Genomic DNA, 21,601 nt, shown 5'->3' with positions numbered 1-21,601 from the left:
TGTAATTGAGGCCGACTTACCTATTGGAGCAAGTGATCATGGCGCCAAAGCCCGTTGTATTGTGCATTCTGGACGGCTGGGGGCTGTCTGATCAAACCGAGGCAAACGCGCCCTATCTTGCTCAAACCCCAAACTTTGATGCGATGATGGTGGATGGACCGTCTGCGACGCTGATCACCCATGGCCCAGACGTGGGTCTGCCAAGTGGGCAAATGGGCAACTCCGAAGTGGGCCACACCAACATCGGCGCGGGGCGTGTGGTGGCGATGGATCTGGGGCAGATTGATCTGGCCATCGAGGACGGCTCGTTTTTTGAGAACGCCGCCTTGCAGGCGTTTGTTGCCAAACTCAAAGAGACTGGTGGCACGGCGCATTTGATGGGTGTGGTCTCGGACGGCGGTGTGCATGGGCATATCACCCATGTGTTGGCGGCGGTGAAGGCGGTTGCGGATGCGGGCGTGCCGGTGGTGTTGCATGCGGTGACCGACGGGCGTGATGTGGCGCCGAAGTCTGCGTTGCAGTTTTTTGAGACTTTGAAGGCGCAGATCCCGGATGGTGCCAGAGTTGGGACCGTGACCGGGCGCTACTATGCCATGGATCGCGACAACCGTTGGGAGCGGGTGTCTCAGGCGTTTGGCGCTTGGGTGACCGGCGAAGCCGCACATCGTGCGGCTGACGGGATTGCGGCGGTGGAAGAGGCCTATGCCCGTGATGAGAGCGACGAGTTCATCGTGGCCACCAGCATTGGCGATTATGCCGGAGCCAAGGATGGCGACGGGTTCTTCTGTTTGAACTTCCGTGCTGACCGGGCGCGTGAGATTTTGGCGGCGCTGGCGCAGCCGGATTTTGACGCTTTTGATACGTCCGCGCGTCCCGCATGGGCGGCTGTCTTGGGCATGGTAAATTATTCGGATCAGCACAATACCTACATGACCACGGCATATCCCAAGCAAGAAATCAAAAACACGCTGGGCGAATGGGTGGCCAAACAAGGTAAGACACAGTTCCGTTTGGCGGAGACTGAGAAATATCCCCATGTGACCTTCTTCCTGAATGGTGGGGCAGAGACGCCTGCTGAGGGTGAAGACCGGTTTATGCCGCTGTCGCCGAAGGTGGCGACCTATGATCTGCAGCCAGAAATGAGCGCGGATGAGGTGACGGACCAGTTTGTTGCTGCGATTGAGCATGGCTACGATCTGATTGTGACCAATTTTGCCAACCCCGATATGGTGGGGCATACCGGCAGCCTTGAGGCGGCGATGGCGGCTTGTGAAGCGGTGGATCGTGGTTTGGGCAAGGTGCGCGCAGCGCTTGAGAAGGTTGGCGGGGCGATGATTGTCACGGCGGACCACGGCAACTGCGAAGTGATGGTGGACCCGGACACCGGCGGACCACACACGGCGCACACCACCAATCTGGTGCCCGTGGTGCTGGTGAATGGTCCAGATGGGGCTGGTTTGCGTGCCGGGCGGTTGGCCGATTTGGCACCCAGCCTGTTGCAGCTTATGGGCATTGAGAAGCCAGAAGAGATGACCGGGGAGAGCCTGATCGTTTGAGGGGACTTCGCGGGCATATTATTGCGGCGTCCCTGGCGCTGGCATGTGCAAGTGGCACAGCTTTGGCGGAACCTGATCCCGGTGCTGCGGCACGTGAAGCTGTGGCGCAGTTGGAAGCGGCGTCGGTGGCTTTGGCGCAGGCCAAAGGTGGGCGCGATCGGGTGAAATCCTTAACCGGTGTGGTGCAGGCTTATGAAACCGGATTGACTGCGCTGCGGGCAGGGTTGCGACGAGCGGCGATCCGCGAGGCGCAGCTGTCTAAACAGCTCAAGGCGCAAGAGGCTGAAATTGCCCGTCTGCTGGGCGTGTTGCAAAGCATGGGCAAGGGGCCGCCTGAGGTCATTCTTGTACATCCCGGCGGGCCAATGGGCACGGCACGGTCTGGCATGATTCTTGCGGATGTGACGCCAGCGCTGGAGAAGAGCGCGGCGGACCTGCGCCGTGATCTGGAAGAAGTGACCATTCTGCGCAGCCTGCAAGAAGGCGCAGCAGAAACGTTGCAAGGCGGGTTGGAAGGGGCGCAGGATGCGCGCACAGAGCTGTCCAAAGCCATTGCGGATCGCACCGATTTGCCTAAGCGCTTTATAGAGGACCCGGTTCAAACCGCTCTGATGATTGCCTCCACCGAAACGCTGGAAGGCTTTGCCAGCGCCTTGGTGGATTTGCAGGTGGACGGCATGCAAGAGATTGACTTGCCGGATGTGATGGACCGAAAAGGCAACTTGCGCTTACCGGTGGAGGCCAGCGTGCTACGCCGTGCAGGCGAAGCGGATGCGGCGGGCATTCGCCGCCCCGGGTTGGTACTGGCCACGCGGCCAAGTGCGTTGGTGGTCACCCCCTCCGCAGCAACAATTCGCTTTCGTGGGCCGCTCTTGGACTACGGCAATGTGATGATCCTGGAGCCGCAACCGGGCGTGCTCTTTGTGTTAGGAGGTTTGGCGCAGGTTTACGGGGACGCTGGTGAAGTGATTCCCGAAGGGGCGCCAATTGGGCTGATGGGAGGAAATGGGCTGGAAAGTGGCGCTATTCTCTCACAGTCTGGTGATGCCTCTGGCAATGCGCGCTCAGAAACGCTCTATATAGAGGTCAGAGAAGGCAAAGCGCCTGTGGACCCGGAATTGTGGTTCCAAACGAATGAGGATGGATAAGTCTATGAAGAAATTCGTCGCCGCCGCTGCGGGAGGCATTGTGGCTGGATTGTTGGTCACCACACAGGTGGCCGGGCCACTGTTGGCAGAGGAGAGTGCTCGCAAGTCCAATGTCTATGAACAGCTTGACCTGTTTGGCGACATTTTTGAGCGCATCCGCATTCAATATGTGGAAGAGGTGGATGACGCCGATCTGATCGAAGCGGCCATCAATGGCATGTTGACGTCACTTGATCCGCATTCCAGCTATCTCAGCCCGGATGACGCAGATGACATGCGTGTGCAGACACGCGGCGAGTTTGGCGGCCTGGGTATTGAGGTGACACAGGAAGAGGGCTTCGTGAAAGTTGTCTCTCCGATTGATGACACGCCTGCGGATGCGGCTGGCATGGAAGCGGGTGATTTTATCACCCATGTAGACGGCGAAAGCGTGCTTGGCCTGACCTTGGACGAAGCGGTTGAGAAGATGCGCGGGCCTGTGGGCAGCGAGATTGTGATCACCGTGGTGCGTGAAGGTGAACCAGAGCCGTTTGACGTGACCATTGTGCGTGACACCATCAAGCTGACCGCGGTGCGGACACGCACTGTGGGGGACAGCGTGGTCTTGCGTGTCACGACGTTTAACGACCAGACCACGCCAAACTTGATCGACGGTTTCCAGAAGCAAGTTGAAGAGCTGGGCGGCATGGAAAATGTAAACGGGATTGTGCTTGATCTGCGCAACAACCCGGGTGGCTTGCTGACACAGGCGATCAAAGTGTCTGACGAGTTCCTTGAAAAAGGCGAGATTGTTTCGACTCGCGGTCGGAATCCTGAAGATGGGGAGCGGTACAACGCACAGCCGGGGGATTTGGCTGATGGCAAGCCGATTGTGGTTTTGATCAACGGCGGGTCTGCGTCGGCGTCCGAGATTGTGGCCGGCGCGCTGCAAGATCACCGCCGTGCGATTGTTGTGGGCACCAAAAGCTTTGGCAAAGGTTCGGTTCAAACGGTGATGCCGCTGCGCGGTGATGGCGCGATGCGTCTGACCACAGCGCGGTACTACACCCCGTCTGGCCGCTCCATTCAGGCGCTGGGTGTGAGCCCGGACATCGTGGTGGAACAGCCGCGCCGTGTGGATGCGACACCTGAAGACGAGGAAGACACCGCTCGCCGCACCCGCTCTGAGGCGGATCTGCGTGGCAGTCTGAACAACGACAGTCTGACCGAAGATGAAATCCGCCAGATCGAAGAAGATCGTGCCAAGGCGGATGAAGCGGCCAAGCTACGCGAAGAGGATTATCAGCTGGCGTATGCGCTGGATATCCTGACCGGCCTGTCAGCGCTGGGTCCAAAAGAGTAAGTCATTTGAGATGACCTGAATTGCGGGCGTCCCGATTGGGGCGCCCGTTTTTTTGTTTGAGGGCGCTGCCCTCGCGGCGTTGCCGCTCCCCCGGGATATTTGCGGAATGAGAATTGCGCCGCAGCGGGAGCTTGGGTAGGACAGTTGCGTAAGTCTGTCTGGAGTGTGCGCATGACCCCTGAAGAGCTGGAAAAGCTTCCGTATCGCAAAAATGTTGGCGTGATGTTGGTGAACGCCGAAGGTGGCGTGTTTGTGGGCCAGCGCCTCGACAGCCAGGAACCCGCTTGGCAGATGCCGCAGGGTGGGATCGATAAAGGGGAAGAGCCCCGCGCGGCCGCGCTGCGCGAGCTGGAAGAAGAGACCGGCGTGTCGCAAGACTTGGTCACGATTGAGGCTGAAACAGATAGCTGGATTGCGTATGATCTGCCGCCCGAGATTGCATCACGCATCTGGAAAGGCAAATACCGCGGCCAGAAGCAGAAGTGGTATTTGATGCGGTTTCATGGGCAAGACGATCAGGTTGATATCGCTCTGGACCATCAGGAGTTTTCTGAGTGGCGGTGGCTGCCTGCGGATCAGCTGGTGGCCAATATCGTGCCGTTCAAGCGCGCGGTTTATGAGCAGGTGATTGCGGCGTTTGAAAACCAGATCTGAACGTATTTGTTTGGGCTGCAGATCGGCCAATTACCGAGATGACAAACACGCCGGGCGGCGCTAAAACGCCCTGAGTGGCCTCGTGGCTCAACTGGATAGAGCAGCCCCCTCCTAAGGGGCAGGTTGCAGGTTCGAATCCTGCCGGGGTCGCCACATTACTATGTGTTAAGTTGTTCTCCCACCGGGAAAATCCGTTGAGCCAAAAGTTGGTTTTTGAAACCGCGGAAGGGAAAATCCAGTATGGATCCAGATATACCCTAAGCCGTCCGCAGCCTGGGCATTTTGGAAAAAAGCCCCAACCAGTAAACTGGCTGGGGCAAAGGTTTGGGCCAACCGTTCAAAGCCCAAACAACGGGAAGTTTCTGTCAAAGTGTTATGGTGACTTTGTTCAGACCTTCTGGTGCGTCCGCATTTTCGCCAAGCTTTCGAGCAAGCTCTTCGACAAACACGTAAAACCCAATGATCTGTAGAAGTGGGATCAATAAGGGATGTTGCGATGCTGGAACGGGCAAACAGTGCGCTCCATTGGCTTGTGAGGTGACAAGATAGGCATCCGCTTGCTTGTCGGCCAATGCGTCGTTGACGTCCAACACCGATTGGCGCGCTTTGTCTTCAGGATCAAACAACAAGGCCGCAAATTGACGTTGCGCGATCACCACTGGGCCATGCAAGACTTCTGCGGCCGAATAGACCTCGGCATGAATGCGGCATGTTTCTTTGAGCTTGAGGGCTGCCTCGGCCGCAACCGCCATGCCTGGACCTCGTCCAACCGTGAACAGGGATGCGGCTCGCGCTAAGGAAAACTGAGCTTTTGTCCAGTTTTGTGACAGAGCCAGTCGCGCTTGATCCGGAAAACCACGTAGGGCTTTTTCCAACACTTTATCTTCACAGAATCCAGCAGCAAACCCAAGAATGGCAAAGAGGGTTGCGACGTAGGATTTTGTGGCTGCAACTGCCACTTCCGGTCCTGCCAGGAGTGGCAAAACAAAATCGGCGCCGTGACCAACCGGGCTTTCTGTGACGTTCAGAAAAGCGTAGGTCGTGGCGCCGCCAGCATTCGCAGCAGCCTGAAGAGCAGCCAAATCCGGGCTGCCTCCGGATTGCGAAAAGGTCAGACACGCAAAACCATCCAACTTGAGCGGCGTGTCATAGACGGAGGCTACAGAAGGGCCAATTGAGGCCACCGGCAAGCCGGTTTTGAGTTCCATCACGTATTTGAAAAACGTTGCAGCATGATCTGACGTGCCGCGCGCACAAGTGACAAACCCATGCGGACGACCGGCGGCGGCAGCGCGCCCAGCGGCAATGTATTGCTCCAATCCCTTGGCGATTTGGGCATTCAGAACAGAAGGAATCTCATGGATTTCCGAGGCCATGACGGTTGCGTGTTTCATCTTCATGCCACCCCGGTGATCATGGAAACAATTTCGTTCTTGTCAGTTTTCGCAGTCTCACGCACGCCAATCTGTTCTCCCCGGCGCAGCACGCAAATACGATCTGAAAGCCGGAAGACCTGATCGAGGCTGTGGCTGATAATCAGAATGGCGAGATCTTTGGCCTTGAGTTGCTCAATAAGCGCCTCGACCCGTGCGGTCTCCGCGACACCAAGGGCTGCGGTGGGCTCATCCAGAAGCACAAGTTTGCTCGCCCAATGGGTGGCACGGGCAATGGCGACACCCTGGCGCTGTCCGCCTGACAGGTTGCTGATGGTTGAGCTGGCTGAAGGGATGCGCACATCCAGCTCATCAACCAGCTCCTGCGTTTCACGTCGCATGCGCTTTTTGTCCAGCAGATTGAGGGGGCCTTTGGTCAGTTCTCTGCCCAAAAACATGTTCATGTAGACCGGTTGCTGGTCGGCAAGCGCAAGGTCCTGATAGACCACTTCGATCCCTTTTTCCCGCGCCGCCGAGGCGTCACGAAAGCCAGCTTTTTCGCCGTCGAGCTCGATGTCGCCGGAGGTTGGGCTATAAACACCTGAGATGATTTTGATCAGCGTCGATTTGCCGGCGCCGTTGTCTCCAACCAAAGCCACCACTTCCCCCGCCTTGAGGTTGAGGGAAAAGTCTTGAATGGCGACAACGCCACCAAAAGCCTTGTGGATATTGTTAAGGGCAAGAACTTCCGCGCCGCTCATGATGTGGATCCTTTGTGGCGTTCAATTGGTTGGCCAAAGATGTTTTCGACGGTGGTGACACGGGGGCTGTCTGTGCCTGCCCCGAGAATACCCACGCAATTGGCACGGGTGACGAAGCTCTGTCCGCGAAAGCCAAAAACAACCGTGTCACCGGTTTTGGGCAAAGGGCGTCCTGTGGTGTCAATCATGCCGTAATAATCGATCGCCTTGTACTCAGGGATGTCGACCGGATGCAGGGCTGAGCTGTCTGATGTGGGCGTGCCTGACACCAGCGCTTGAACCTCATATTCTGGGAATACCGGATCGATGTAGAGTCCGCCGCCAAAGCAATATGCCTCATCCTTGTGTTGATGAGACACCTCAGAAAGATACAGAACCGCCGGGAGTTCCGGCAAATCTTGCACCGCGTGCAACGGGGTTGTGCCATGTAGCGCATTGCCCGGTTCAACTTGCGTCGCGCCGGCCTTGGCCAAAGCAGGCAGCAGATTAACCGAATTGGTACCCGGCGCGTTGACCTCGATATCCGTACGACCTGCGTTGGACAACTCTCGTAGCGCTTTGGACAAGGTGGCGAGATTTTGTGTCGGCTTTACTTGACCACTGTCCTGATCAAACAGCAGCGCGGGGAAAGTGGTGATGCCGGCAAATCGCGCGCCATTCAAGGCGTCGATCTCATCGGCAATCTGGGTGATGTTGTCTGCGTCAAACCCACCTTCATGGCCCCGATAAAACGTATCACCACTGGTTTGAATACGCACAAGGATGTTTTGCACCCGGCCAGATTTGGCTGCGGCTTGTGCCGCTTCGCGAGCCTTATCCATGCTGAACACGGTCCAGTAGTCCGGCTGTATCTGAGCGGCTGCAAAGTCCGCATCGCTCTGCGGCACCTGCACCAGATGTCCCAAATGGCCGGTTTTCAAACCGGCACGATCACAGGCGACAGCACAGTCCATATCAACTGCGACATTGCGATCTATCCCGCCGCGCATCACCGCCTGGCAAAACCCAGAGTGCCGCGACACTTGTTTGGTCATGGCGAAGGTTTTGAGGCCCAGACGCCTTGCAACGTTGCTGAAAGTGCGCGCGTTCTGTTCAACTGTGTCGAGGTCGAGTACATAAGAATTTGGTGGAATTTCGCCGGCTTGATGAAGCGCCATTGCGGCTTCGATAAAGCGGGGATTGCGGCGCATCAGTGTGTTGAGAAACATATCTATCGCCTTTCTTAGCGCGAACTGTCGCGGAGTGAGACCGCCACTGCGATCAGAATAATGAGGCCACGAACGATCATTTGATCTGACACTTTGAGGTTCATCAGGATCAAACCGTTGTTGAGCATGCCCATCAAAAGGGAGCCAAGCAGGGCTCCGACCACCGACCCCTTGCCACCATTTAAGGCTGTGCCGCCAACAATGACGGCGGCAATCACTGTCATCAGATCGCTTTCACCGAGTGTGTATTTTGCGGCTTGCAACCGGCCAGCGTAAAGCAGGCCAGCAAGACCCGCGCAACCGCCACAGATCATCAAAACATAGAGGCGGACACGTGGAACTTTGATGCCTGACACCTGTGCCGCGCGCGGATTGTCTCCGGTGGCCAAAACATGTGCGCCAAACCGGGTGTGACGATACAGCAGATGACCAACACCAACACCCAAAACAGTCCAGATCACCAATGATGGAACAGAGAACAACTTTCCGGAACCGAAAATTCCCGTGAACGTCTCATTCATCACCGGAATGGATCGCAAGTTGGTCATGGAGCGCGCGATCCCAGCAAACAACCCCATCGTTGCCAGGGTTACCAAGAAGGACGGCAATTTCAGATAGGCCACCAAAACACCGTTAAAGGCACCAATGGCAACGCCAACTCCCAAGCCCACAAGAACCCCAACCGGCAAAGGGAAGCTTTGCAGCGCCACAGCGCAGGACAACGCGGATACCGCTACAATGGAGCCAAAACTCAGGTCAATTTCGCCAGCGGACAGAGCAAAGACCAGACCAATTGCCATGATTGTGGCGGGCGCGGTTTGCAACACGATGTTGGTTAGATTGCGTTGAGTTAGGAAGCCATCGTCATAGAGGGTGATGGCAAAGAATAGGAAAATGGCGAGGAAGCCAAAATAGACAACCGCTTGTTGGAAATCCAATCCACGCAGGCGAGATGAGAGGCGGGTCATGTCAATCTTTCAGATATGAGAGTTCAGAAGCATTGGGGGCAGCTGCACTGCCCCCAACAATGATGGATTAGCGCAGGCTGGCAGGGGCTTCGCTATGCAGTGACTTCATCCAGCCGTCGGCAACGGAGTCTGGGCCAATGGTCAGCGCATCAACCACAAGGAAAGGTTCAACCGGTTTGTCGAGCAGGCTGGCAGCGGCAGCGCGCGCGGCAAAAACCCCGATGTTGTAAGCTTCATCCGCAACAATGGCCGCGATGTTACCGCCGCCCACCATGTCCAGAGCAGCTGGTTCATTGAGATCAATGGTCACGACTTTGGCATCGGTGTTGCCTTGTTGGCGCAGTACCGAAAGAACACCAAGCGCGGGTTCCGCCCAAGGTGTGTAAATGCCGTCCAACTCAGGATTTCGCATCAACATACCGCGGGCAATATCCTCGGCGTTTGCTGGGTCGGTCATGCCGCTTTCGGTGACAATTTTGATGTCAGGATATTTGTTTTCAATGGTCCACTTGAAAGCCCCGTCACGTTGGTTGGTCACCGGGAAATCAGCGTCGTGGTACATGTAGCCAACTTCGCCTTTACCGCCCATGGCATCGGCCAGTGCGACGGCGGCTTTGTTCCCGATTTGGAACAGGTCCGCTGATACAACCGTGACGTAGTCGGTCCCGTGCGTGAACCCATTCACCGCGTTGTCGACAAACACCAGCTTCACACCTGCGTCACGCGCAATGCCATACACGCCGGCTGCGGTGGGCGGATCAATTGGCAAGGACACAATGATCGACGGATCTTTGGCCATCACGGTTTCAACATCGGACTTCTGGCGGCTGGGGTCAAAATTGGCGTCTGTTTCGGCGACCACTTCGATACCGAGTCGGGCAAATTCATCTTTGGCGCCGCGTGCCACTGAGTTAGACCAGTCATATAGCTCATGCCAAACAAGTGCTGCAGTATGATTGCCGGCGGCGATTTTTGCAGTCTCGTCCGCGCTCAGAGACAAATTGGAAACTGGCGTTGGTGCTTCGCCGTTGGGGCCAACTGTGGCGGGCTGTTCCGCATATGCTAGCGTTGCGCTAAACGCGAGCGCCGCGCCAAATATTTTTGAAAAATGGGTCATGATCTCTCTCCCAAGAGGTTTGTTTAACAACCTGCACGTTTCAGAAAAATTGGAAGTAACTGCAGGTCACAGCACGCGCGGAAACAAGGCCCGCACGGCAACTCATGAACGGTTTGTATTGTGGGGCAGGTCTAATTTTTGTCCGGCAACCTGCCCCGCAAATTCACAGGGTCTTATTGGCTCAAGCTGGCCGGGGCTTCGATGCGTAAAGACTGCATCCACCCTTCTTTGACATTGTCCGCTGTCACGGTCACGGCCGGGGCGACGACAAATGCAGGCACGTCTTCTTTCAGCAAATCCAAAGCAGCGGAAGCGGCCATCGCGCGGCCCAGTTCATAGGCTTCGTCCGCAACAATCGCGACAACATTGCCGCCACGAACCATGTCCAAAGCAATCGGCTCAGACAGATCCAGGGTCACAATCTTGGTGGTTTTGTTGCCATTGGCGCGCAGTGCAGCCAGGACACCTTCAGCAGGGCCGGCCCACGTCACATATACGCCGCCAAGATCGGGGTTGCGCAGCAGCATTGCATTGGCAATTTCTTCGGCGCGGGCTGGGTCACTGATGCCCTGTTCAGCGACAATTTCGATATCCGGGTAATCGGCTTCGATTGTGGCTTTGAAAGCGTTGTCGCGCTGGTTGGTCACATAGTAGCTGGCGTCATGATAGATCCAGCCCACGCTTCCCTTGCCGCCCATGGAGCTGGCCAGCGCATCGGCCGCTTGTTTGCCCATCTGGAACAGGTCGTCTGTGACAATTGCGGCATAATCGGCAGGGTGTTCATACCCAGCTGGCAAGTTGGACAGGAATGACAAGGCAATGCCATTCTCTTTGGCTTCTTCAAATGCGGCCGCCGATGTCACGGGATCAAGTGGCAAAGACAAGATGATGCTGGGTTGTTTTGCTAGAGCGGTTTCAATGTCGCTGCGTTGCTTGGCGGCATCAAATCCAGCGGATGTCGTGGCAACAACCTTGATGCCAAGTCGGGCGAATTCGTCGCTGGCGCCGGCTGTCACGGCATTCACAAAATCAGATTGATCGTGCCACAGCAAAGCAGCGGAATGGTCCCCTGCTTTCAGGGTTTCCGCCTGAGCATCGCTGACGGTCACTAGGCTTGAGGCCGTGGCTGTTTCACCGTTGGGGCCCGTTGTCTCAGCCCAAGCAGGCGTTGACATTGCTCCAAGTAGCGCCCCGCAAAAAGCAAGCGTATTTAGGTGTTTCATGTTGTTCCTCCCAGTGGTGTATTAAGTCATCGCAACGCCGCAATGGCGGGCCATGAACAGGGCGTAAGCCCTTATTGAATCGAGGTAATCTTGAACCCCAATGCGTTCCTCAAAGGTGTGGGCGACGGATATGTCGCCTGGTGCGCAATAGACAGTTGGACAGCCAATTTGGGTGACCCAAAATGGCGATTCAGACCAATAGGGTGCGCCATTAATTTTTGGTTCCTTAACGCCGGTTTCCTTCAGGCAAGTCACTAAGGAAAGAGCGGCAGGATGGGCTGGATCAATCTCAATCGGTGATCCACCATGCGGGTGATCGCGCCCAGCCGGATAGGCAATTTCAACCCGGATCTGGGGATCAACCGGTGCGTTTCGAACTGCGCTTTCAAAGGCCTCCACAGCCGTATCCAAATCCTCTCCGGGGCGCAGTTTGCGGATCACGGAAAGTGTGCAGTCGCCTGGCACAGCGATGTATCCGCCGCCGTTCAAGCTGGTCACTAGGATATCGGAGGGCCCTACCAAGGCATGCTCAGGAAGGGCTCGCAATTGATCGGCATGAGACCAGATTTCTGACAAGATTGAGTGGGTGGCTTTAAGTGCATCCACACCAGCCTCAGGTGTTCCAAAATAGGCGGACTTTCCGGTTACCGTGATGTCAGCAATGAAAAATCCGATTTGTGCCGTGTAGACGTCCAGTTTGGTTGGCTCAACATAGACTGTAAAATCCGGCACTGCGATCTGACCAGCCTTGACCCGATCAACGAAGTCTTTCGCCCCTGCGCTAATCCCGGTTCCTGGCTCGCCACTTTCCTCATCCCCGATGAAAGCAAAACTCAGATCATTGGCAAGGGTGATCCCGGCGCGATCGAGCAGACGTAAGGCGGCCAAAGATGCGCAAATTCCGCCCTTGAGATCACAGGCACCGCGCCCCCAGATATGGCCGTCAATCTCAGGAGCGGCAAAAGGGGATTGGCGTGGGTCGTTGGGCCAGTTGTCCTCCCAACCACGGACATGCACGGTATCGGTATGGCCGGCAAACATAAGGCTTTGACCCTGTGTGCCGGTCTGTCCATTGCCTGCACGTTTACCCCAGATGTTGGGGCGTCCAGGCAAGAAATCGGCGCGGTCAGGGTTCAAACCCAACGCTTGCATCTCGGCGTGCAGGAAATCCACAAAATTGGCTTCCTTGCCGGTTACGCTGTCGCAGCCTATGCCGCCTTGTAAAAGAGCAATATCAGCCTGCGGATCCTGCAAGGTACGAAGCTTGGAAATTAAGACGTCTGGAGTCATGCGGCACCTTCTTGAAAGGTGCCGAGTTCCGGTGGAGGCACATTGATTTCAGCGCCTTTTAACCCGCCGGTAAACAAGGCAATGTGCAATCGGGACAGTGCAATAGATGTCGCCCCTGCCAAGGCTGCGTGATTGCCCAGCAAAGTGTTTTCGATCGGAATGCTGCGTGGGAAGCAAGAGGCCAGAGCCGGACGAATGAGCTCTCGGAGCTCTTTGCGGGCGCCGATTGATCCGCCAATTACAATACAGGAGGGGTCAATCACAGCTGTGATCGCGCCAATGGCCAAGGCGATGTTTTTTGCAGCCCTCTCCAAACTTTCTTGTGCAGCGGTATCCCCTGTCAGAGCCGCTTCAAAAATGCCGGGTACATCCAGATTTTTGCCCGTTCTGTCGCGATAGTAGTCGATCAGCGCAAGAGTGGCCGACACACGTTCCAATGCGCCAACTCTGAGGCTTTCGGGGTCAAATGGATCGGCTCCAAAAGGCAGATACCCCACCTCACCAGCGGCGCCTGTAGAGCCGCGTACCAGATTGCCGCCAATCACCAGCCCTGCGCCAATGCCGGTTCCAATCGACAGGTAGACGATGTCATCACTGTCGCCGCGCTTGGTCATCCAGTGCTCGCCCAGCGCTGCGAGGTTCACATCGTTTTCAACAACAACTTCAACACCGGTCTTTGTCGATAGGGTTTCCGGGAAATTTAACGTTTCGATCCCAGGAACATTGGGCGCATAGGCAATTGTGCCGTCTGCTTGCGGGACGCCGGGGACTCCAACGACGATGCTGCGAACCTTACTCCGGTCTATATTATGGTCTGTGGTTAACCGGTGGATCATCGATGCGATTTGATCTGTAACCGCGTCACCACCTGTCATCACCGTCGGAGCGACGGTTTCGGCGACAACTGCCCCGGTCAAATTACACAATGCCACGCGGACTTTGGTGCCCCCGAGGTCAACCGATGCGACCAGTGCCGCGTCTGGCACAACCTCATAGACCACCGCGCGTCGGCCAACATGGCCTTCAGTTTGGCCAACAGTGCCAACCCAGCCGTCTGCTTCCAGTTGGCCGACAATTTCTGAAACGGTTTGCTTGGACAATCCAGTCATCTTCGACACCGAGGCGCGCGAAATCGGACCATAGGTGGTGATCGCTTGCACGATGGTGCTCATGGAGAGCTGACGAGAAACATTGCCGGGGTTGGTCACGGGCACTTCCTAATAATTCGTTCTGTTACCGAACTATTAGAATTGACGTGCCTTCTGTCAACGGAAATTTGCGGCAAACGCACTCAAGATCAGCCGGAATTAGATGGGATGGCATTTTTAAGTAAGTAATTTCAGATCGTTACGCGCACTCTGTCGCGAAGCTAGAAAGTCGTGTGTGACTTTCATAGACCTTGCAGTCTAACCAAATTCCACGAATTTGATTAGACCGCGCATGGCAGCTCGTCGGATTGATGTAGAATTATCAGTTGTGAGCGACGAGTGCATTTCGTTGGGGAATCATCGTGCCTGCAGCGCTATTTCAATGAAATCCATGCCGCGTTTCGTGCAGAACTGCGCACGCAAGCGTCAATAAACTTCATTCCCATGGCCCCCTCTTTCAACCCCGGAAGCGTCTTCTGCTCTTGCATGACATGTCCAGAGCGTTTGGCTCGGATACAAGCTGCGGTTTCCAGATAGATATTGGCAAATCCCTCAAGATACCCTTCCGGATGGCCACCGGGTGTGCGTGTCAAATGGCTCGGCTGCCCAGCAGCGCCCGCCCCGGCCCGTGTGAGTAGCCGTGTGGGTTCCCCAAAAGGCGTGTACCGCATCACATTTGGGGTTTCTTGCTCCCACTCAATGCCACCGTTTGATCCGTAAACCCGAAGTTTCAGCGCATTTTCATTGCCCGGGGCCACTTGGGAACACCACAACATGCCCCGCGCGCCCTCCTCAAATCGCAGCATGACGTGGGCGTTGTCGTCGACTTGCCGACCTTCTACAAAGCTCTGAATGTCTGCGCACAGGCTCTCTGGGGTTAATCCCGTCACGAAACAAGCCAGGTTGAAGGCATGCGTGCCAATGTCACCGGTCGAGCCACCGGCACCGGAGCGCGCCGGATCAGTGCGCCAGCCCGCTTGCTTATTGTCTTCCGGTTGGGCTTCCGTCAGCCAGTCTTGCGGATACTCGACCTGCACAACCCGAATATCGCCAAGAACCCCATTGGCCACCATCTCCCGTGCTTGGCGGATGAGCGGATAACCTGTGTAGTTGTGGGTCAAAACAAAAAGCGCATCCGATTTCTCGACCGCCTGCGCCATCTTGCGAGCATCTGCCAAGGTTGAGGTCAGAGGCTTGTCGCAAATGACGTGAATGCCCCGTTTCAAAAACTCCCGAGCCGCCGCCATATGTACATGGTTTGGTGTGACAATTGCCACGGCTTCAATGCCTTCTTTCAGGCGGGCCTCACGGATGGCCATGGCTCTAAAATCGTCATAAGTCCGGTCTGGTGCCAATCCCAATGCCTGTCCAGACGCTTGCGCCTTGTCTGAGGTTGAGGACAGCGCACCTGCAATCAGCTCAAATTGGCCATCAATCCGGGCGGCAATACGGTGCACTGCGCCAATAAAAGCGTCGTTACCGCCGCCCACCATACCAAGCCGGATTGGTCTTTGATACTCACTCATCACGCGATCCCCAGCATACGTCTGTTGGCGTCGTCATCGGTGCCGCCATCGGCAAAATCGTCAAAAGCGGTTTCGGTCACGCGGATGATGTGATCGCGTACAAAGGCGGCGCCCTCGCGCGCACCGTCCTCGGGGTGCTTCAAACAGCATTCCCATTCTACCACGGCCCATCCGTCAAAATCATTGGCCGCCATTTTGCTGAAGACTTTGCCAAAATCGACCTGACCGTCCCCCAAGCTGCGGAACCGCCCTGCGCGATCGACCCAGCTTTGGTAACCGCCATAGACACCCTGTTTGCTGGTGGGATTAAACTCCGCATCTTTGACGTGGAACATCTTGATGCGCTCTGCGTAGTCATCGATATGGCCGACGTAATCCAAACATTGCAGCACAAAATGGCTGGGATCGTAGAGCATGTTACAGCGCGCATGGTTGTCGACCCGCTCCAGGAACATCTCAAACGTCACACCATCGTGCAGGTCTTCGCCTGGGTGGATTTCATAACAAATGTCCACACCCATCTGATCCGCATGGTCCAGGATTGGCCGCCAGCGTTTTGCCAATTCATCAAAAGCTGTGTCAATCAGCCCTGGAGGCCGTTGTGGCCACGGGTAGATATATGGCCATGCCAAAGCGCCAGAGAACGTCGCATGTGATGCGATGCCCAGGTTGTAACTCGCGGTAATCGCAAGCTTCACTTGCTCCACGGCCCAGGCCTGACGCGCCTTGGGATTGCCACGCACCTCTGGTGCGGCAAAGCCATCAAAAGCCTCGTCATACGCCGGATGCACCGCGACCAACTGGCCTTGTAAATGCGTGGATAATTCTGTGATTTCAACACCATTCTCGCGCGCTACGCCAACCAGCTCTTCGCAATAACTCTGCGAACTGGCCGCACGGGCAAGATCAAATAGGCGTCCGTCCCAGCTCGGAACCTGCACCCCTTTGTAGCCACAATCAGCGGCCCATTTGGTGATGCTGTTCCAGGAATTGAACGGGGCGTCGTCGCCAGCAAACTGAGCCAGAAACAGCGCGGGACCTTTGATTGTCTGCATGATTTTTCTCCTGTCTGAAGAAGAGGCCCCCTTGGGAGAAGGGGCCTCTTCTCGGGTACCCGAATGGCGCTTTAGAACGGCGAGTCGGGGAAGTAGAACGACGCGGCATTCTCAGGTGTGATCAGTGTCGCACCGAGGATGTAGCGCCCAGCTACTGGACCATTGGATTTGAACGCGGACACGGTCACATCCATTGCGGTGGCAATCATCGCTGGCGGATAGAGCACATCCACTGGCACCAGTTCATTGCCATCCATGATGCCTTTGATGGTTTCTTTCATGCCGGCACCGCCAACAACAAACATGCCATCTCCATCACGGCCCGCCTGTTTCAGAGCGGCCACAACACCAATGGCGATATCGTCATCCTGCGCCCAAACCGCGTCGATGTCCGGGAAGCGCGACAGGAAATCCTGCATCACTTCAAAGCCGTCGTCGCGGTTCCAATTGGCGTGCTTGTGATCCAGAACGTTGATGCCTGACCCTTCGATTTCCGCCATGAAGGCATCAAAACGCTCATTGTCGATCAACGTCGGGATGCCGCGCAGAACAACAATGTTGTCGCCATCTTTGAGGCGGGTTTTCATGTATTCCGCAGACACACGACCAAGCTCGGGGTTGTTGCCCGCAACATAGATGTCCTCAATGCCCGGCTGGCTCAAACCGCGATCCACAACGGTGATCAATGCACCGGATTTTTTCACGTTTAGCACCGGATCTGTGAGCGGTTCACTTTCAAACGGCAGCACCACAAGCGCGTCAATGCCATGCACAGACACAAGGTCTTCCAGCGCGCTGGCTTGCGCGGATGGATCTGGCGAGTTCACCAGGATCAGATCCACGTCTGGATAAAGTGCTTCCAGCCGTTCCTCAGCCTTCTCGGCGTGCCAGTTCATGCCAGCGGCCCAGGCGTGGGTCGGTGTTGGGTAGCTCACGCCGATCTTGATTGTCTCGGCACTTGCCCAGCCGGTGAGGGCGATGGTGGCCACCGTGGCCAAGGCTCCAATTTTGGTAAAGGTCTTCATGTTATCCTCCCTAAAAGTTCTTTGACTTCCCTGTGATTTGGACGCACCTCTCCTCTCCGGTGACGCCCGGTTCTTCCGCGCAATGCTCTGCGAGAAACTCTTCGTGTGGTGTATCGGCGTTTAGTCTGCCGACTTACTGCGGCCCCAATCTCCGCGTTGCAGCCAGACGGCTACGATGATGATGAGGCCCTGCATGGTCCCGTTCAGATAGTTGGAGATCATGTCAGTGAAATTTAGAATGTTACCAATGGTCGTCAGGATCAGTGCGCCCAGAATGGTGCCGCCGATCCGGCCATAGCCGCCTTTCAATACCGTGCCGCCGATGATCACCGCTGCAATGGCTTCCAATTCCCAGAGCACGCCGGTGGATGAGGACGCGGAGCCAAGCCGTGGCACGTAGATGATGGTGGCAAGTGACACGCACAGCCCCTGGATCACATAGGTTAGCGTTTTTACACGGTCGACTTTGATCGCGGAGTATTTTGCGACGCTTTCGTTGGATCCAATGGCGGTGCAGTAGCGGCCAAAGGCGGTGCGGTTCATCAGGAACCAGCCTGCGATAGAGACAATGATGAATACCCAAACGGGGATCGGCAGTCCAAAGAAGCTGTCGTAGTAGACCGGGCGATACACGCCGCGAATGTCATAGTTGAGCGACAACGTGCCGCCATCGGCAAAATAGGTCACCAGAGAGCGATAGATGCCCATGGTCCCCAGGGTCACAATGAAAGCTTCGATCTTGCCTTTGGTGGTCAAAAAACCATTCACCAATCCTGCGCCAAGCCCAAGGATGATAGAGCATCCACAGCCAATGAGCACCGTGGTGACTCCTGTGCCAAAGGTGTCCACTGCGCTGTTCATTACGATGATCATCACTCCGGCGATCACGGCGGCCATCGAGCCAACAGACAAGTCTATGCCGCCCGCGGTGATCACAAAAGTTGCGCCAACCGCGATGATGCCAATGAACGCTGACCGCGTGAGCAAGTTGGTGATATTGCCCTCGCTTAGGAACGCTGGATTGAGCAGAAATCCAATCACACACAGGATCAGGAGTGCAATGGCTGGACCCGCTGTTTTGAGGTCGAAGCCGCGCAATATGGAAGGTTTGGCTGTACTCATAGTGGTCTCGGTCATTGCTGGTGCTCCCGCTTCAGTCCTGCGGCGTAGCGCACGATTTCTGTTTCGTTGATATGATCGCCGGTTACGACGCCGGTGATTTCGCCTTCTCGCATCACAACCACACGGTGACAGAGGCCAATGATTTCCGGCATTTCAGAAGACACCACGATCACAGACACCCCTTCGGCTGCGATCGCCGCGATGAAGTGATATATCTGCTGTTTAGTGCCCACATCGATGCCCCGGGTTGGCTCATCGATGATCAAAACGCGTGGATCACATTCCATCACCTTGGCCAGCAAAAGCTTTTGCTGATTGCCGCCGGACAGATCGCCAACCTTCACGCTGGGGTCGCGGGCCCGAATGTCAAACCGGCGGATGGCCCGTTCCAAAGCGGCATCTTCCGCCTTACGATCCACGCTCAACCCTTTGACAAATTTTGGCAATGCAAAGAGGGACAGGTTGGGTCGCATTTTTTGCCCCAGCAAAAGACCTTTCTCTTTCCGGTCCTTGGTCAAGTAGACAACGCCTGCGTCTCGCGCCTCTGCCACAGATCCAAATTGAGCGGGCGATCCATCAAAGTTGATGATGCCGTGTGCGCGTGGTGTCAGGCCGCAGATCGCCTCAAAAACTGCTGTGCGCCCGGCGCCGATCAACCCTGAAAACCCGAGGATTTCCCCTCTCCTAAGGTCAAAGCTGACGTTGTGTACGCCGGGCGCCACCAGATCGCGCACCTCAAGTACGTGATCTGCATCCACATCCACTTCGTTCATCGGTGGATAGAAGTCACTCAATTCGCGGCCAACCATCATTTGCGCCATACTATCTGGCGTCACATCTTTGGCGGCATGGGTGCCAATCCACTGGCCGTCTCGTAGAACCGTGACTTGGTCGGAAATCGCGCTGACCTCGGTGAGCTTGTGGGAGACAAATACAATTGCTGTGCCGCGTGCTTTCAGTCGACGCACTTGGGCAAAAAACAATTCGGTTTCTGCCTCGGTCAAAACTGCTGTCGGCTCGTCCATGATCAGAACCCGCGCATCCCGGCTCATCGCTTTGACAATTTCCACCATCTGTTTTTGTGCAATGGAAAGATCTGAAATGCGGTCGTCTGGCGAAATATCCAACCCAATGTCGTTCAGATATCCTGCCACCATTGCGCGCATCGTTGTGCGGTCCAGTATGCCACGGCTTAGAAGTTCCCGCCCGAGAAACACGTTTTCTTCGACGGTCATTTGCTCCGCGAGGTTGAGCTCTTGGTGAATGAGGACAATGCCGAGACCTTCGGATTGGCCGTTGCCGGGAAGCTCTGTGGTTGTGCCATCCACGCGAATGTGTCCGGAGGTTGGCTGCAAAAAACCTGACAGGATCTTCATCAGTGTAGACTTACCTGCGCCATTCTCCCCAATGAGCGCGTGCACCTCTCCGGCGCGAATGTTCATGCTAACGCTGAACAAAACCGGGACAGAGCCAAACGACTTGCTGATCCCGTCAGCCGATAAAATCGGCGCACTTATTGGCTGGCCATCCGGCACGGTGTCTCCTCCCTAAACTTCTGCCTCATTTTTTGAGGTCGTGGATCGATTATGTAAACGTTTTCATGTTTCATGTAAACCTTTACATTGGGCGATGTAAACCTTTTCACAATGCCGCATTGCGGCTATAACGCCTCTAAACGCCTTGTGCGTATAAACAAAAATCCTCACCAACAGGCGCTCCATTCGTGTCACTACATTCGAAGAAATCGGCCACTATTGAAGACGTCGCAAAGCTTGCAGGCGTGTCCATTGCCACGGTCAGTCGGGCGATTCGTAACCCTGAAAAAGTTGCGGAAAGCACCCGCAAAAAAGTGACCAACGCGATTGCGCGTACAGGATACACCGCCAATGTGATGGCGCAGAACCTTCGTATGAAGCGGTCAAAAATGGTCATGGTGCTGACACCGTCTATCGCCGACCCGAACTTCCCCGGAGTGCTCATCGGTCTTGAGAAAGAAGCTCATGCGCGCGGGTATGGTATCTTGATTGGCAACACTGAGGGCGCCATTTCTCTGGAAGAAAACCATATGCGCTTTCTGGCCACGGGGGTGGCGGACGGCCTTGTACTGCTCACAGGCCATCTGCCCGTTGCAGGAGCGCCGCAAGACCCCGCGACGCAACTTCCACCTTTGGTGGCGGTTGGCCGCCCGTTGGAGGCAACCGAGGCCAGTTTTGTCGGGGTGGACGATGTGGCGGCCTCCAAGATGGCCACAGAATACCTCGTTTCCTTAGGCCATCGCCGTATTGTTTTTGTGGGAGGTGGCACCGGCGACGTGCTGTCCGATCTGCGCCAAGAAGGCTATCGTAAAGGCCTTGCGGAATGTGCTGAGGAGCTGGCCGATTGGCGGGTTGAAGGCGACGGCACCAGTGAGGGCGGCCGTGCGGCAGTTGAGCGTTTGTTCATCAAAGATACGCTGCCCACTGCGTTCTTCTGCTTCAATGACAACACTGCAATTGGGGTCATCGCGGCCTTGCGGCTGCGGGGCTTTGACGTTCCTGGCGATTTTTCGGTGATTGGTTTTGATGACATCCCCTTTGCCAGCAACATTACTCCTGCCCTAACCACAATCCGCCAACCGCGAAACAAGATTGGAGAGCGCGCCATGGCAATATTGCTTGATGGCCTCGAAGGTCAAAATGGCGAGAAGGAAAGTGAACGCCTGCACGGTGATCTTGTAGTGCGAGAAAGCTGCGGACCGGCTAGCCGCGGGTAAGTCGGCGATTTTCAACCGAGGCAAGGGAGTCTTCGATCCAATGACTCCCGTGAAAACTTTATACTTTTTCCCGAGACGAAATTGTGGTGGACCCGTTCAAAGGCGCTGCATGTTCTGCTTGTGTGCTTTCCCATGCGATCACTGGTTACAGTATGACGTTTGCGCGGGGGCTCAGGGGGGGGGGGGGCACGCGAATAAGATCTGAAAGGCCTGGTGGCGCGGCAAGAGGCGCAATAAGCCCCTGAACTCCGTAGCCGCGGTGTTTTGGCAACAGTGTTTTAGGCATGTTTGATTGTTCCGGTTGATGATTTTCCAGTTGCCACTACCAAGGCC

At 55.9% G+C, this 21,601-nt stretch carries 18 protein-coding genes and 1 tRNA gene; 6 read left to right on the top strand and 13 right to left on the bottom strand.

The window, feature by feature from the left end:
• Positions 1-35: 35 nt before the first annotated feature.
• The 5 genes from gpmI to QOL67_RS01215 all read left to right on the top strand — a co-directional run bounded on the left by gpmI (position 36) and on the right by QOL67_RS01215 (position 4,853).
• Positions 36-1,556, top strand: coding sequence for a 2,3-bisphosphoglycerate-independent phosphoglycerate mutase (gene gpmI, locus QOL67_RS01235; RefSeq protein WP_283424754.1), 1,521 nt, complete (start codon positions 36-38; stop codon positions 1,554-1,556).
• Positions 1,553-2,704: a murein hydrolase activator EnvC family protein gene (locus QOL67_RS01230; RefSeq protein WP_283424118.1), complete on the top strand. Its 1,152-nt coding sequence runs from the start codon at positions 1,553-1,555 to the stop codon at positions 2,702-2,704. The genes gpmI and QOL67_RS01230 overlap by 4 nt, the downstream gene beginning before the upstream one ends.
• Positions 2,705-2,708: 4 nt before the next feature.
• Positions 2,709-4,046: a S41 family peptidase gene (locus QOL67_RS01225; protein WP_283424117.1), complete on the top strand. Its 1,338-nt coding sequence runs from the start codon at positions 2,709-2,711 to the stop codon at positions 4,044-4,046.
• A 171-nt stretch (positions 4,047-4,217) separates the two neighbouring features.
• Positions 4,218-4,700, top strand: coding sequence for an RNA pyrophosphohydrolase (locus QOL67_RS01220; RefSeq protein WP_283424116.1), 483 nt, complete (start codon positions 4,218-4,220; stop codon positions 4,698-4,700).
• Positions 4,701-4,776: 76 nt separating this feature from the next.
• A tRNA-Arg gene (locus QOL67_RS01215) sits at positions 4,777-4,853 on the top strand.
• Between the two features lie 212 nt (positions 4,854-5,065).
• On the opposite strand, the gene QOL67_RS01210 is transcribed toward QOL67_RS01215, so the two are convergent.
• The 13 genes from QOL67_RS01210 to QOL67_RS01150 all read right to left on the bottom strand — a co-directional run bounded on the left by QOL67_RS01210 (position 5,066) and on the right by QOL67_RS01150 (position 20,033).
• Positions 5,066-6,094, bottom strand: a complete 1,029-nt coding sequence (locus QOL67_RS01210) for an SIS domain-containing protein (protein ID WP_283424115.1) — start codon at positions 6,092-6,094, stop codon at positions 5,066-5,068.
• Positions 6,095-6,096: 2 nt separating this feature from the next.
• On the bottom strand, positions 6,097-6,834 hold the full coding sequence (locus QOL67_RS01205; RefSeq protein WP_283424114.1) for an ATP-binding cassette domain-containing protein: 738 nt from the start codon (positions 6,832-6,834) through the stop codon (positions 6,097-6,099).
• Complete coding sequence (locus tag QOL67_RS01200; RefSeq protein ID WP_283424113.1) at positions 6,831-8,042, bottom strand: alanine racemase; 1,212 nt, start codon at positions 8,040-8,042, stop codon at positions 6,831-6,833. Before QOL67_RS01200 ends, QOL67_RS01205 begins: the two co-directional genes overlap by 4 nt.
• Before the next feature lie 14 nt (positions 8,043-8,056).
• On the bottom strand, positions 8,057-9,010 hold the full coding sequence (locus QOL67_RS01195; RefSeq protein ID WP_283424112.1) for an ABC transporter permease: 954 nt from the start codon (positions 9,008-9,010) through the stop codon (positions 8,057-8,059).
• Positions 9,011-9,077: 67 nt separating this feature from the next.
• Entirely contained in the window at positions 9,078-10,127 is a 1,050-nt protein-coding gene (locus QOL67_RS01190; RefSeq protein ID WP_283424111.1) for a substrate-binding domain-containing protein, read from the bottom strand.
• A gap of 173 nt (positions 10,128-10,300) precedes the next feature.
• Positions 10,301-11,350, bottom strand: coding sequence for a substrate-binding domain-containing protein (locus tag QOL67_RS01185; RefSeq protein ID WP_283424110.1), 1,050 nt, complete (start codon positions 11,348-11,350; stop codon positions 10,301-10,303).
• A 21-nt stretch (positions 11,351-11,371) separates the two neighbouring features.
• A complete protein-coding gene (locus tag QOL67_RS01180) occupies positions 11,372-12,640 on the bottom strand; it encodes a M20 family metallopeptidase (protein ID WP_283424109.1) in 1,269 nt (422 codons plus the stop codon).
• Positions 12,637-13,848: an ROK family transcriptional regulator gene (locus QOL67_RS01175; RefSeq protein ID WP_283424108.1), complete on the bottom strand. Its 1,212-nt coding sequence runs from the start codon at positions 13,846-13,848 to the stop codon at positions 12,637-12,639. Before QOL67_RS01175 ends, QOL67_RS01180 begins: the two co-directional genes overlap by 4 nt.
• A 314-nt stretch (positions 13,849-14,162) precedes the next feature.
• Complete coding sequence (locus tag QOL67_RS01170) at positions 14,163-15,314, bottom strand: Gfo/Idh/MocA family protein (protein WP_283424107.1); 1,152 nt, start codon at positions 15,312-15,314, stop codon at positions 14,163-14,165.
• Complete coding sequence (locus QOL67_RS01165; protein WP_283424106.1) at positions 15,314-16,369, bottom strand: sugar phosphate isomerase/epimerase family protein; 1,056 nt, start codon at positions 16,367-16,369, stop codon at positions 15,314-15,316. The genes QOL67_RS01170 and QOL67_RS01165 overlap by 1 nt, the downstream gene beginning before the upstream one ends.
• A 71-nt stretch (positions 16,370-16,440) precedes the next feature.
• The gene (locus QOL67_RS01160) at positions 16,441-17,394 is read right to left on the bottom strand and encodes a substrate-binding domain-containing protein (protein WP_283424105.1); all 954 of its coding nucleotides are present in this window, start codon (positions 17,392-17,394) and stop codon (positions 16,441-16,443) included.
• A 120-nt stretch (positions 17,395-17,514) separates the two neighbouring features.
• A complete protein-coding gene (locus tag QOL67_RS01155) occupies positions 17,515-18,531 on the bottom strand; it encodes an ABC transporter permease (RefSeq protein ID WP_430458928.1) in 1,017 nt (338 codons plus the stop codon).
• The gene (locus QOL67_RS01150; RefSeq protein ID WP_283424752.1) at positions 18,528-20,033 is read right to left on the bottom strand and encodes a sugar ABC transporter ATP-binding protein; all 1,506 of its coding nucleotides are present in this window, start codon (positions 20,031-20,033) and stop codon (positions 18,528-18,530) included. The genes QOL67_RS01155 and QOL67_RS01150 overlap by 4 nt, the downstream gene beginning before the upstream one ends.
• A 206-nt stretch (positions 20,034-20,239) precedes the next feature.
• Here QOL67_RS01150 and QOL67_RS01145 point away from each other — a divergent pair, with 206 nt between their 5' ends.
• The gene (locus QOL67_RS01145; protein WP_283424104.1) at positions 20,240-21,268 is read left to right on the top strand and encodes a LacI family DNA-binding transcriptional regulator; all 1,029 of its coding nucleotides are present in this window, start codon (positions 20,240-20,242) and stop codon (positions 21,266-21,268) included.
• Positions 21,269-21,601 lie beyond the last annotated feature (333 nt).

Origin of the sequence: Shimia sagamensis (assembly GCF_900182745.1) — a bacterium.
GTDB classification, from domain to species: domain Bacteria; phylum Pseudomonadota; class Alphaproteobacteria; order Rhodobacterales; family Rhodobacteraceae; genus Shimia; species Shimia sagamensis.
The sequence above is the reverse complement of the archived record's forward strand: the minus strand, read 5'-3'. Positions and strand labels throughout refer to the sequence as shown.

Coding starts and splice junctions, on each gene's coding strand:
- QOL67_RS01225 (WP_283424117.1), top strand. CDS start 2,709: ATGAAGAAATTCGTCGCCGCCGCTGCGGGAGGCATTGTGGCTGGATTG.
- QOL67_RS01220 (WP_283424116.1), top strand. CDS start 4,218: ATGACCCCTGAAGAGCTGGAAAAGCTTCCGTATCGCAAAAATGTTGGC.
- QOL67_RS01210 (WP_283424115.1), bottom strand. CDS start 6,094: ATGAAACACGCAACCGTCATGGCCTCGGAAATCCATGAGATTCCTTCT.
- QOL67_RS01205 (WP_283424114.1), bottom strand. CDS start 6,834: ATGAGCGGCGCGGAAGTTCTTGCCCTTAACAATATCCACAAGGCTTTT.
- QOL67_RS01200 (WP_283424113.1), bottom strand. CDS start 8,042: ATGTTTCTCAACACACTGATGCGCCGCAATCCCCGCTTTATCGAAGCC.
- QOL67_RS01195 (WP_283424112.1), bottom strand. CDS start 9,010: ATGACCCGCCTCTCATCTCGCCTGCGTGGATTGGATTTCCAACAAGCG.
- QOL67_RS01190 (WP_283424111.1), bottom strand. CDS start 10,127: ATGACCCATTTTTCAAAAATATTTGGCGCGGCGCTCGCGTTTAGCGCA.
- QOL67_RS01185 (WP_283424110.1), bottom strand. CDS start 11,350: ATGAAACACCTAAATACGCTTGCTTTTTGCGGGGCGCTACTTGGAGCA.
- QOL67_RS01180 (WP_283424109.1), bottom strand. CDS start 12,640: ATGACTCCAGACGTCTTAATTTCCAAGCTTCGTACCTTGCAGGATCCG.
- QOL67_RS01170 (WP_283424107.1), bottom strand. CDS start 15,314: ATGAGTGAGTATCAAAGACCAATCCGGCTTGGTATGGTGGGCGGCGGT.
- QOL67_RS01165 (WP_283424106.1), bottom strand. CDS start 16,369: ATGCAGACAATCAAAGGTCCCGCGCTGTTTCTGGCTCAGTTTGCTGGC.
- QOL67_RS01160 (WP_283424105.1), bottom strand. CDS start 17,394: ATGAAGACCTTTACCAAAATTGGAGCCTTGGCCACGGTGGCCACCATC.
- QOL67_RS01155 (WP_430458928.1), bottom strand. CDS start 18,531: ATGACCGAGACCACTATGAGTACAGCCAAACCTTCCATATTGCGCGGC.